The following is an 11415-nucleotide window of genomic DNA, read 5'->3' as shown; positions in this document are numbered from 1 at the left end:
GCCGCAGGCGTTGAACAGCACGCTTGTCGCGCTGGCCCCGAAGGGGTGAGCCGCGTTGCGGCGAATAATCGAACGCAGTTCGATGAAGAGTCCGGCCGCAGAAAAGCAAAAACCCGCCTTTTGGGCGGGTTCTTTAAATAGTGGTGCCCGGACTCGGACTAACGCCGCAGGCGTTGAACAGCGCGCTTGTCGCGCTGGCCCCGAAGGGGTGAGCCGCGTTGCGGCGAATAATCGAACGTAGTTCGATGAAGAGTCCGGCCGTAGAAAAGCAAAAACCCGCCTTTTGGGCGGGTTCTTTAAATAGTGGTGCCCGGACTCGGACTAACGCCGCAGGCGTTGAACAGCACGCTTGTCGCGCTGGCCCCGAAGGGGTGAGCCGCGTTGCGGCGAATAATCGAACGCAGTTCGATGAAGAGTCCGGTCGCAGAAAAGCAAAAACCCAGCCATAGGCTGGGTTCTCTGAATAAGTGGTGCCCGGACTCGGAATCGAACCAAGGACACGGGGATTTTCAATCCCCTGCTCTACCGACTGAGCTATCCGGGCAACGGGGCGCATTAAACCTGATTCACCGCGCCTCGTCAACGAAATTTATAAATTTCGCAGCAGACTGCACAATCTATCACCACTTTGCCGTAAAAGCACGCGTCGTCAGGCAAAAAAGGCCGTCCACGCGACCGAAATCGGCATTGCCAGCAGCAGGGCGGGGAGCATATTGACCACTGCGAACATCTTAATCCCGCAGATACGCAGGCCGGTCGCCACCAGCAGCATACCGCCGACGGCGCTGAAGTCTGCCATCATCATCGGCGTGGTCAGCGGCATGATAAGCGAGGCGCAGGCCGCCAGACTGAGCTGAATCAGCAGCATCGGCACACAGATTGCCGACACCGCCAGCCCCAGGGTACAGGCGAAAATCGTGGCGGTGAAAAAGTCGAGAAACGCTTTGGCGATAAGGATGCTGGCGTCGCCGGTCATTCCTTCGCGCATGGCGCCAAAAACGCCGGTACCGCTGGCGCAAAACAACACGATGATCGCCACGTAGCTCTGAATATAAGACTCGTGGGCCGAGGCCTTTTTCCTGCCCTTTGGCGACAATAGTTGCTGGAGTTTGCTCACCAGGGTATTGATGCCTTTCTCCATATTACACACTTCGCCGAGTAGCGCGCCGACCAGCGTCGCCAGCACCATCACCGGCAGGTTGGCGCACTTGATGACCAGTAAAATACCAATCCCTAGTGATGCCAGCCCGAAAATCGAGGTCATCGAGGTGCGGATCCGTTCCGGCAATCGTTGGCTCAGTAGCGCGCCCAATACGCCGCCGGCAAGCACCGCGCTGGCGTTAATAAATGGCCCTATAACCAAAGTAAACTCCTGTTAATTATTCCTGATGTCCGCATTATTATGACCATGTTTTGCCGCGAAGGCTTGCGGATACGTGGGGAGAATGCATATGGATTTCATCTTGCGCCACTTTCGGAAAGGTGCCATGATTGCGCGGATTTTCACCTCTTTACCCTGAGGCCGCCGGGATGACGACATCGCCATTACATCGCCGTTGCCGCTGCGTATTGCTGCGCGGTTTGCCTCATTCCTTACTCCCCCAGTTCACCATGCGGTGAAGGCCACGTATGCTCACTGTAGGACAACAGTAAGATCGGACGCGTCTGCTTTTACTGATGTCCGGCGGTCGGAGCTGAATTCCGTCAGACCCGGACACATCGTTGGGCAAGTCTCCACCTTTGCCTGAGATTTTTACACTCCCGATACGGGCATTTGCGCTTATGAAATCTATGCACATTGCCGCCAGCTGCGAGCTGGTCTCCCGTCTGTCCACCCATCGCCAGGTTGTGGCGCTGGACAGCACTGATTTTACCGACGTGGCAGCGGTCGTCATCACCGCGGCGGATAGCCGCAGCGGTATCCTGGCCCTGCTCAAGCGCAGCGGATTCAATCTGCCGGTCTATCTGTTTAGCGAAACGCAAACGGATAAGCCGGAAGGAGTCGTCGCGGTGATTAGCGGCAAAGAGCAGGAGTGGCTGGAGCTGGAAGCGGCCGCCTGCGGCTATGAAGAGAAACTGCTGCCGCCGTTTTTCAATACGCTTAGCCAGTACGTTGAGATGGACAACAGCACCTTCGCCTGTCCCGGCCATCAGCATGGCGCGTTCTTTAAAAAGCATCCGGCGGGCCGCCAGTTCTACGAGTTTTTCGGCGAGAACGTTTTTCGCGCCGACATGTGCAACGCCGACGTCAAGCTCGGCGATCTGTTGATCCATGAAGGTTCGGCGAAGCACGCGCAGAAATTTGCGGCGAAAGTTTTCAATGCCGATAAAACCTATTTCGTGCTTAACGGCACTTCCGCGGCGAACAAGGTCGTGACCAATGCGCTGCTGACCCGCGGCGATCTGGTACTGTTCGATCGCAACAACCATAAATCAAACCACCATGGCGCGCTGATCCAGGCCGGGGCGACGCCGGTCTATCTGGAAGCCGCGCGCAACCCGTTCGGCTTTATCGGCGGCATCGACGACCACTGCTTTGATGAAACCTACCTGCGCGAGCTGATCCGCGAGGCGGCGCCGGAAAAAGCCGACGCGCCGCGCCCGTTCCGCCTGGCGGTGATCCAGCTGGGCACCTATGACGGCACGGTGTATAACGCGCGCCAGGTGGTGGATAAAATCGGCCATCTCTGCGATTACATCCTGTTTGACTCGGCGTGGGTCGGTTACGAGCAGTTTATCCCGATGATGGCTGACTGCTCGCCGCTGCTGTTGGATCTCAATGAAAACGATCCGGGCATTTTTGTGACGCAATCGGTGCATAAGCAGCAGGCCGGTTTTTCGCAGACCTCGCAAATTCACAAGAAAGATAACCATCTGCGCGGCCAGGCGCGTTTCTGCCCGCATAAGCGGCTGAATAACGCCTTTATGTTGCATGCTTCCACCAGTCCGTTTTATCCGCTGTTCGCCTCGCTCGATGTGAATGCCAAAATCCACGAAGGAGAGAGCGGTCGGCGGCTGTGGGCGGAGTGCGTTGAGCTGGGTATTGAAGCGCGTAAAGCGATACTAGCGCAGTGTAAATTATTGCGACCGTTTGTGCCGCCGCTGGTCGGCGGGAAACCGTGGCAGGAGCATTCGACGGCGACTATCGCCAGCGAACGGCGCTTCTTTAGCTTCGAACCGGGCGCGAGCTGGCACGGCTTTAGCGGGTATGCTGACAATCAATACTTTGTCGATCCGTGTAAGCTGCTGCTGACCACGCCGGGTATCGATGCCGATAGCGGAGACTATACCGAGTTTGGCATCCCGGCGACCATCCTGGCGCACTACCTGCGCGAAAACGGCATCGTGCCGGAGAAGTGCGATCTCAATTCGATTTTGTTCCTGCTGACGCCGGCCGAAAGCGCGGAGAAACTGGCGCGACTGGTGGCGATGCTGGCCCAGTTCGAACAGCATATCGAAGCGGATTCGCCGCTTGCTGAGGTATTGCCGACGATTTACAACAAATACCCGGTTCGCTACCGCGATTACACCATTCGCCAGCTGTGTCAGGAAATGCACGATCTGTACGTCAGTTTTGATGTTAAAGACCTGCAAAAGGCGATGTTCCGCAAGCAGAGTTTCCCGCCGGTGGTGATGAACCCGCAGGACGCCAACCGCGAATTTATCCGCGGCAACGTTGAGCTGGTGCGCCTGTGTGAGGCCGAAGGCCGCATCGCGGCGGAAGGGGCGCTACCGTATCCGCCGGGCGTGCTGTGCGTGGTGCCGGGCGAGATCTGGGGAGGCGCGGTGCTGCGCTACTTCCTTGCGCTGGAAGAGGGAGTCAATATGCTGCCGGGCTTTTCGCCGGAGCTGCAGGGGGTTTATAGCGAAACGGATGCCGATGGTATTAAGCGGTTGTATGGGTATGTGTTGAAAGCCTAAGCCGGGACCAGGCATTGTGCGCGTATTTTGCCGGATGACGGCTGGCGCCTTATCCGGCCTACGGTCCGTGCGGCCTGCCTTTAATTTAATCATCGTGCTGGCTGAAACTGCCGGTACCAATGGCCTCAAAACCCCCGGTGGCGCTGCCGCTTACCGGGGCTACAGCGCTGTGCGGTTTGGTAGCCCGGAGAAGACGCAACGCGCCGCCTCCGGGAAAACTCCTGTGCGACAAAACCGTTGCCAACCGATAACAGTATCTACAAATTCTGTAGGCCCGGTAAGGCGTCAGCCGTCACCGGGCAATGACAATCAGGCGTTCTGGCGCGCGGCGGCAGGCTGTCTGACGTGTTGATACTTGAACAGCGCCACGAAAGCGAAGGCCAGCACCAGCGAGTAGGCGGCGAAAATCAGCCACACGCTTTGCCAGTTAGTGATCCCCTCAACGGTAAAGTGCTCGACAACTTTGCCGCTCACCATCCCACCAAGGATGCAGCCGAAGCCGTTGGTCATCATCAGGAACATACCCTGGGCGCTGGCGCGGATTTCCGGACGCACCTCTTTCTCAACGAACACTGAACCGGAGATGTTGAAAAAGTCGAAGGCACAGCCGTAGACGATCATCGACAGAACCAGCAGGACGGTACCGAACGGCGTCGGGTCGCCGAAGGCGAACAGGCCGAAGCGCAGCATCCACGCCACGATACTAATCAGCATCACGTTCTTAATGCCGTAGCGGCTAAGGAAGAACGGGATAGTCAGAATAAACAGCGTTTCGGAGATCTGCGAAATCGACATCAATACCGATGCGTGCTCGACGATAAAGCTACCGGAGAACAGCGGGTCTTTATCGAAGCTGTGCAGGAAGGTGTTGCCAAACATATTGGTGATCTGCAGTTCGGCGCCGAGCATCATGGAGAAGATAAAGAAGATTGCCATACGCTTGTTTTTAAACAGCGCAAAGGCGTTCAGGCCGAGCATCTCGGTCCAGCTCTGGTTGCGCTGGGCGTTGGCGACCGGAATATGCGGCAGCGTCAGGGTGAACAGCGCCAGCAAGACCGACAGCGTCGCGCCGATATAAAGCTGCATATGGCTAAGTTCGAAGCCAGAGAAGCTGACGCCCCACATGGCGAGGATAAAGCCGATGGTGCCCCAGATACGAATTGGCGGGAAATCGGTCACGATATCCAGCCCCGCCGACTGCAGGCGGTAGTAGGAGATGGTGTTGATCAAGCCAAGCGTCGGCATATAGGCCAGCGAGTTAAGCAAGATCACGAGGAACATCTCGCCTGGCGTAGTGACCTGCGCCGCGAGGTACAGCGTTAACGCGCCGACCAGGTGGCAGATGGCATACACCCATTTGGCGCTGATCCATTTATCGGCGACGATCCCGAGCAGCGTTGGCATCAGAACGGCGGCGATACCGAGCGAGCTATACACCGCGCCGATGGCCGCGCCGTCAAACTTCAGGGTGACGAACATGTACGAGCCGAGCGTGGTTAGCCAACTCCCCCAAAGGCAGAACTGCAGGAACGACAGTATTTTTAACTGCAGCTTAAGATTCATGTATTTATCCTCACGAATGTGGGCTTGTTATGTGTTTTAAATAACATAACCAACGTTATTTTGATGTAATTCTATCATTCAGCGATTGCAAGCTTCTGTTAACTGCCGCAGAAAATCGAAAGATATTACCAAGTATGTCATAAAAAAAGAGAGGCCCGGTGCGATGCCCGGGCCTATGGGGGAGAAGCGTTACTTACGGCGATAGCTTTTCTGCGCGGTGTTAACTTTATACAGATAACGGCGCGATTCCGCCGACGGATGGCGGGTGGTGAGCGTCTGGTAGACGTCGCCTGGCGCCATACTGTTAATGATGTTCGCCGCCTGGACTTTATCGCTGGAGAAGACGCGCAGTACGCTGCCGGCGCCGCCGTTATAGGCGGTGATCACCGCGTAGCGACGCGAGGTGGGGTTATCGATGCCGGCGAGATAAACGTTGTTCAGCATCGCCAGATAGGCGGTACCGGTATCGATGTTATTCGCCGGGTCAAACAGATAGCTGCGGCTCGGCAGGCCGGATTTGCCCTGCGAACGGAAGACGTCTTTCCCCGCGCTGTGCTGAACGACCTGCATCAGCCCCATGGCATCCGCGTGGCTTACCGCATAGGGGTTAAACGACGACTCTGTCTGCATTATCGCAAGGATCAGCGACTCATCAACGCCATATTTACGCGAGGCCTGGCGCACCATGCCGAGATATTTATGCGCACGTTTATCGAGGTGGTTAGGCACCAGATTAATGGTGATGCTATAAATCATGCGCAGGCCGTTGTTACGGCTCTTCAGGCGGGTTTGCAGCAGATAATCGGCATAGCGCGCGGCGCGCCACTCCCAGCGAATGGATTCGCCGGTGTTATCGACGACCTGGCCGTAGAGGAACGGCTCTTTGGAAATCTGAATATCATCGACGTCGGAATAGAGGTCGATAGAGTTGGGATCATCGCCCATCAACAGGGTTTTGATAATCGCCTGGCGTAACCTTCCTTGCGGATCGGTTCCGGCGATGGTCTCGACGGTAATCGTACCGGCATCAAAGTTGATGTGGCTACGGGTTTGATATTGATCGGTATATTTTACGTAGTCCTTCGGCCCGGCGAGCAGAACTTCGTTATACCCCCAAATGTTCTCGATGTTATGGGCAAACTGGCCCATCAGGATATCGAAGCCGTTAGTGTCCTTGACCCAGGCCTCGTTATATTCGGCGCCTTTTTTATTGGAACTGGAACAGGACACGAGCAGTGGCGCAATCAGCGCGAGCGCTAAGTATTTTTTCATCATTCCGGGAGTGCGTGTTGTGTTTGTTTGGTAAAGGCCGTGAGGCCCTTACTGTTGTTCCGGCGGCGTGTAGCCTTCGATGTGAACGTCTTTCCCTTCAAACAGGAACTGCACCATCTCCTGTTCCAGCAGCTTGCGGTGCTCCGGGTTCATCATGCTGAGTTTTTTCTCGTTGATCAGCATGGTCTGCTTTTGCTGCCACTGCGCCCAGGCCTCTTTGGAAATTTCGTTGTAAATGCGCTTACCGAGCTCGCCCGGATACAGCTGGAAATCCTGGCCGTCCGCTTCACGCTGCAGGAAAGTACAAAAAATCGTTCTGCTCATAATCAATCCTCTTTTATAGCCGAAAAAACTAGACCGGCGTTCCGGCTTTCAACTGTTGCAACAAGCGCTCCACGGGGGCCGCCAGTCCGACCGATGGCGGCTGCGCTAAGTTATACCAGAGTGCGTTACCTTCATCCATGCATGCGCCAGATGAGTGCACTGTAAGCCACATCGGCACAATATCCAGGTGGAAATGGCTGAAAGTGTGGCGGAAGGCGGTTAATTGCGTCAGATTATCAGCCTTTATCTGACGCTGCGCTAGCCACTCGCGTAGCCCGGCTTCATCCTCAAACTGCGGAAAACAGAACAATCCGCCCCATAAACCTACCGGCGGACGTTGGGAGAGATACACCTCGTCGCCGTACTGCATCAGCAGGAAGTAGCCGGTGCGCTCCGGGATGGTCTGCTTCGGTTTTTTCCCCGGATATTCCGCCCATGAATGGTTAGCGTAGGCCACGCAGCCGTTACTCAGCGGGCACAGTTCGCACTTCGGCTTCGAGCGGGTGCAAACCATCGCGCCGAGATCCATCATCGCCTGGTTGAAGCGCTCTACGCCCTGCGCCGGCGTCACCTCTTCGCTTATTTCCCACAGCCGTTTTTCCACCTCTTTTTTCCCCGGCCAGCCGCTCACAGCATAGCAGCGGGCGAGTACCCGCTTCACGTTGCCGTCGAGAATCGGATAATGCTGACCGAGCGAAAGGGATAAAATCGCCCCCGCCGTCGAACGCCCGACGCCGGGAAGCGCGGCCACCTCTTCAAAGGTTTGCGGGAACTCGCCGCCGTGCAGCGTGGCGACCTGCTGCGCGGCTTTATGTAAATTGCGCGCTCGCGCGTAGTAGCCAAGGCCGGTCCACAGATGCAGTACTTCATCGAGCGGCGCGTTGGCTAAATCAACAACCGTTGGGAAACGCGCCATAAAGCGTTCAAAATAGGGAATAACCGTGGTGACCTGGGTTTGTTGCAACATCACTTCGGAGAGCCATACTTTGTAAGGCGTCTTGGCGATTTGCCAGGGCAGGGTTTTACGGCCGTATTTGTCGTACCAGTCCAGGACCTGGGCTGAAAATTGCGCGGCGAGAAAAGTCAAAGCTACGGCTCCGGAATCGCGATTACAGGGTGGCAGATTGCAGCACAAGGGCGAGTGGCTGTAAACCCTTGCATCCGCCGGGTAACTTTGGATAATGCCCGTTTTCCGAACACATTCACAAGCAGACTTAACTTTTATGAAAAACGACGTCATTTCTCCGGAATTCGATGAAAACGGTCGCCCGCTGCGCCGTATTCGTAGCTTTGTCCGTCGCCAGGGCCGCCTGACGAAAGGGCAGCAGCATGCGCTGGATAACATTTGGCCGGTGATGGGCGTTGAATTCAACGATGCGCCGCTCGATTTCGCCGCCCTGTTTGGCCGCGAAGCGCCGGTCACCTTAGAAATTGGTTTCGGTATGGGCGCCTCGCTGGTGGCGATGGCGAAAGCTAAACCGGAGCAAAATTTCCTCGGTATTGAAGTGCACTCGCCGGGCGTCGGCGCATGCCTGGCGTCCGCGGAAGAAGAAGGCGTACAAAATCTGCGCGTAATGTGTCACGATGCGGTCGAAGTGCTACACACGATGATCCCGGATAACTCGCTGAATATGGTGCAGCTGTTTTTCCCTGACCCGTGGCATAAAGCGCGTCATAATAAACGTCGTATCGTGCAGCCGCCTTTCGCCGAGCTGGTAAAAAGCAAGCTGAAGCTGGGCGGCGTCTTCCATATGGCGACCGACTGGGAAGCCTATGCCGAGCATATGCTGGAAGTAATGTCTTCGCTGGAAGGCTATCGTAACCTGTCGGAAAGTAACGATTACGTACCGCGCCCGGAATCGCGCCCGGTAACCAAATTTGAACAACGTGGCCATCGTCTTGGCCACGGCGTATGGGACTTAATGTTCGAGAGGGTGAAATAATGGCCAAGAATCGTAGCCGTCGTCTGCGTAAAAAAATGCATATCGACGAGTTTCAGGAGTTAGGTTTCTCCGTAGCCTGGCGTTTCCCGGAAGGGACCAGCGAAGAGCAGATCGACCAGACGGTCAACGATCTGATCGAAGAGGTCATTGAGCCGAACAAACTGGCCTTTGACGGCAGCGGCTATCTCTCGTGGGAAGGGCTCATCTGCATGCAGGAAATTGGTAAATGCACCGAAGAGCATCAGGCCATCGTTCGTAAGTGGCTGGAAGATCGTAAATTAGCGGATGTGCGCACCAGCGAACTTTTTGACGTCTGGTGGGACTAAGTTTGACAAGGGTCGGCAATTGCCGGCCCGATTTGTCTTAAGGGAGTAAAAAGATGCGCAAAACGCTGCTGGCGGTGGCGCTTTCCGTCACCGCTTTGTCTGCCCACGCGGACTACCAGTGTAGCGTCACGCCGCGTGACGATGTGATCCTCAGCCCGCAGCAGGTGCAGGTGAAGGGGGAAAACGGCGATCTGGTGATTAAGCCGGACGGCAATCTGACTTTTAACGGTAAAGCCTATGCCCTTAGCGCCGCCCAGCGCGAACAGGCGCAAGATTATCAGGCCGGTCTGCGCAGCAGCCTGCCGTGGATTGACGACGGCGCGCGCTCGCGCGTCGAGAAGGGCCGCAAGGCGCTGGATAAAATCATCACCGAGCAGGTCGGCGCCAGCAGCAGTATGCATAGCCGCCTGACCAAGCTGGACGCGCAGCTGAAAGAACAGATGAACCGCATTATCGAACGTCGCAGCGATGGCCTGACTTTCCACTATAAAGCTATCGACCAGGTTCGCGCCGATGGCCAACAGCTGGTGAATCAGGCGATGGGCGGCATTCTGCAGGACAGCATTAACGAGATGGGCGCCAAAGCGGTGCTCAAAGGCGGCGGCAATCCGCTGCAGGGCATTCTCGGCAGTCTTGGCGGCCTGCAAACCGCAATCCAGGATGAGTGGAAAAACCAGGAAGCGGATTTCCAGCAGTTCGGCAAAGATGTCTGCAGCCGGGTGGTCTCGCTGGAAGAGAGCCGCAAAGCGCTGGTTGGCTCGTTAAAATAATCAAGATTTCGCGGCCCGCATTCCTTTGGGCCGCGCTCTTCTCCACTCAGGCCCGGCCGTGCGACACGCGTGAACGGCGAGCCAGAGAATCAATGATAACCGCAATCGCCAGTACCGCGCCGGTAATGATATAGCGCAGCGATGACGGCAGGTTCAACAGCGTCAGCCCATTTGAAATCGACTGAATCACGATGATCCCCAATAGCGCGGACCAGGCGCTGCCGCGTCCGCCGAACAGGCTGGTGCCGCCGATCACCGCCGCGGCGATGGCGTTGAGGTTGACGTCGCCGGTGCCAGCCTGCTGGCTGGCGGAGGCCAGTCGTGACGCCGCGAGAATACCGCCGAAGGTCGCAAGCGTGGTACACAGGACGAAAGCGCTCACATAAATCGCCCGTACGTTAATGCCCGAACGGCGCGCTGCTTCACGGTTGCCGCCGACCGCGAACATCGAGCGGCCCCATTTTGTCCGTTTCAGCGCGTAGTTGAGGATCATCACGCAGGCGACGAAAAGACCGAAAATCCACGGAATACCGCGCCCCTGATTGAGGTAAAGCACCGCGGCCTCGAAGATAATCGTCAGCGCGATCGCGCGCGCCAGTAGCGAGCTGACTCCCTCGGCGGAAAGATTGGCCGCCAGGCGCCGCGAGCGTTTTTTCAGGCCAAAGACAATAATCGCCAGCCCCGGCAGCAGCGCCATCAGGTGTGAGAACCAGCCGGGCATCACCAGCAGTTGGCCAAAGCGTACCAGCGGCGACGTGTAGGGCAGGTTAATGCTGCCGCTCGGCCCGAGGATATACAGCTGCATGCCCAGCAGCGCCAGCAGGCCGGCGAGGGTGGCGACGAAACTCGGCATCCCGACGCGGTTATACAGCAGCGCGTAGACCAGCCCGACGGCCACGCCGCAGGCCAGCGCCACGGCGATGGCTCCCGCCAGCGGCCATCCTGCGTTCACCCACAGCACACCGACGATAGCCGATGCCAGGCCGCTCATCGAGCCGACCGACAGGTCTATCTCGCCAAGCATCAAAACGCAGACGATGCCGAGCGAGATAAACCCGACCGTCGCGCAATCAAACAGCAGGTTCACCAGGTTATTCGGCGCGATATAGACCGGATTGAGGAAGGTGAAGACCAGGGAAATCACAATCAGCCCGGCGATCACCGGCGCGGTGCCGAGATCGCCGGTTTTGATGCGGGTTATCTGCGCGCGCAGGGCGCCGAACAGGCCCTCGTCGTGACGAACGCGCTCATCGCTGCGGTCCAGCGCGGTGTGGGATGCGGTCTTACTGTTCATAA

Annotated in this window: 10 protein-coding genes and 1 tRNA gene; 4 read left to right on the top strand and 7 right to left on the bottom strand. The window is 57.0% G+C overall.

Annotated elements, in window-relative coordinates:
• Window positions 1–468: 468 nt before the first annotated feature.
• Both PGR23_RS17990 and PGR23_RS17985 read right to left on the bottom strand, forming a co-directional pair.
• A tRNA-Phe gene (locus tag PGR23_RS17990) sits at window positions 469–544 on the bottom strand.
• A gap of 105 nt (window positions 545–649) precedes the next feature.
• Window positions 650–1363, bottom strand: a complete 714-nt coding sequence (locus PGR23_RS17985) for a DUF554 domain-containing protein (RefSeq protein WP_047042944.1) — start codon at window positions 1361–1363, stop codon at window positions 650–652.
• Between the two features lie 419 nt (window positions 1364–1782).
• Here PGR23_RS17985 and PGR23_RS17980 point away from each other — a divergent pair, with 419 nt between their 5' ends.
• Window positions 1783–3921 carry an ornithine decarboxylase gene (locus PGR23_RS17980; protein WP_396279406.1) on the top strand — a complete coding sequence of 713 codons (2139 nt, stop codon included), beginning with the start codon at window positions 1783–1785 and terminating at the stop codon, window positions 3919–3921.
• Between the two features lie 309 nt (window positions 3922–4230).
• Here the strand turns inward: PGR23_RS17980 and PGR23_RS17975 are convergent, their stop codons facing one another.
• The 4 genes from PGR23_RS17975 to mutY form a co-directional block, all read right to left on the bottom strand.
• Window positions 4231–5484: a nucleoside permease gene (locus PGR23_RS17975; RefSeq protein WP_045387267.1), complete on the bottom strand. Its 1254-nt coding sequence runs from the start codon at window positions 5482–5484 to the stop codon at window positions 4231–4233.
• Window positions 5485–5673: 189 nt separating this feature from the next.
• Window positions 5674–6756, bottom strand: a complete 1083-nt coding sequence (mltC, locus tag PGR23_RS17970; protein WP_045392092.1) for a membrane-bound lytic murein transglycosylase MltC — start codon at window positions 6754–6756, stop codon at window positions 5674–5676.
• 48 nt (window positions 6757–6804) lie between these two features.
• Window positions 6805–7080: an oxidative damage protection protein gene (locus PGR23_RS17965; protein ID WP_396279407.1), complete on the bottom strand. Its 276-nt coding sequence runs from the start codon at window positions 7078–7080 to the stop codon at window positions 6805–6807.
• Window positions 7081–7108: 28 nt separating this feature from the next.
• Window positions 7109–8167, bottom strand: coding sequence for an A/G-specific adenine glycosylase (mutY, locus tag PGR23_RS17960; protein WP_396279408.1), 1059 nt, complete (start codon window positions 8165–8167; stop codon window positions 7109–7111).
• Window positions 8168–8303: 136 nt separating this feature from the next.
• Between mutY and trmB the strand changes: the two genes are divergently transcribed.
• The 3 genes from trmB to PGR23_RS17945 are packed head-to-tail and all read left to right on the top strand — an operon-like array spanning window position 8304 to window position 10119.
• The gene (gene trmB, locus PGR23_RS17955; RefSeq protein WP_045392086.1) at window positions 8304–9023 is read left to right on the top strand and encodes a tRNA (guanosine(46)-N7)-methyltransferase TrmB; all 720 of its coding nucleotides are present in this window, start codon (window positions 8304–8306) and stop codon (window positions 9021–9023) included.
• A complete protein-coding gene (locus tag PGR23_RS17950; protein ID WP_015369722.1) occupies window positions 9023–9349 on the top strand; it encodes a YggL family protein in 327 nt (108 codons plus the stop codon). Before trmB ends, PGR23_RS17950 begins: the two co-directional genes overlap by 1 nt.
• 53 nt (window positions 9350–9402) lie before the next feature.
• Entirely contained in the window at window positions 9403–10119 is a 717-nt protein-coding gene (locus PGR23_RS17945; RefSeq protein WP_015369723.1) for a DUF2884 domain-containing protein, read from the top strand.
• Between the two features lie 46 nt (window positions 10120–10165).
• On the opposite strand, the gene PGR23_RS17940 is transcribed toward PGR23_RS17945, so the two are convergent.
• Window positions 10166–11413 (bottom strand): sugar ABC transporter permease, encoded by a 1248-nt coding sequence (locus PGR23_RS17940; protein WP_047044097.1) that lies wholly within the window; start codon window positions 11411–11413, stop codon window positions 10166–10168.
• Window positions 11414–11415: the final 2 nt, after the last annotated feature.

The organism is Klebsiella sp. 141162 (assembly GCF_050600755.1).
Classification (GTDB): Bacteria; Pseudomonadota; Gammaproteobacteria; order Enterobacterales; family Enterobacteriaceae; genus Klebsiella; species Klebsiella aerogenes.
The sequence above is the reverse complement of the archived record's forward strand: the minus strand, read 5'-3'. Positions and strand labels throughout refer to the sequence as shown.

Bases quoted from the DNA above. Each gene is read 5' to 3' on its own strand.
- PGR23_RS17980 (WP_396279406.1), top strand. From the start codon at position 1,783: ATGAAATCTATGCACATTGCCGCCAGCTGCGAGCTGGTCTCCCGTCTG.
- PGR23_RS17975 (WP_045387267.1), bottom strand. From the start codon at position 5,484: ATGAATCTTAAGCTGCAGTTAAAAATACTGTCGTTCCTGCAGTTCTGC.
- mltC (WP_045392092.1), bottom strand. From the start codon at position 6,756: ATGAAAAAATACTTAGCGCTCGCGCTGATTGCGCCACTGCTCGTGTCC.
- PGR23_RS17965 (WP_396279407.1), bottom strand. From the start codon at position 7,080: ATGAGCAGAACGATTTTTTGTACTTTCCTGCAGCGTGAAGCGGACGGC.
- trmB (WP_045392086.1), top strand. From the start codon at position 8,304: ATGAAAAACGACGTCATTTCTCCGGAATTCGATGAAAACGGTCGCCCG.
- PGR23_RS17950 (WP_015369722.1), top strand. From the start codon at position 9,023: ATGGCCAAGAATCGTAGCCGTCGTCTGCGTAAAAAAATGCATATCGAC.
- PGR23_RS17945 (WP_015369723.1), top strand. From the start codon at position 9,403: ATGCGCAAAACGCTGCTGGCGGTGGCGCTTTCCGTCACCGCTTTGTCT.
- PGR23_RS17940 (WP_047044097.1), bottom strand. From the start codon at position 11,413: ATGAACAGTAAGACCGCATCCCACACCGCGCTGGACCGCAGCGATGAG.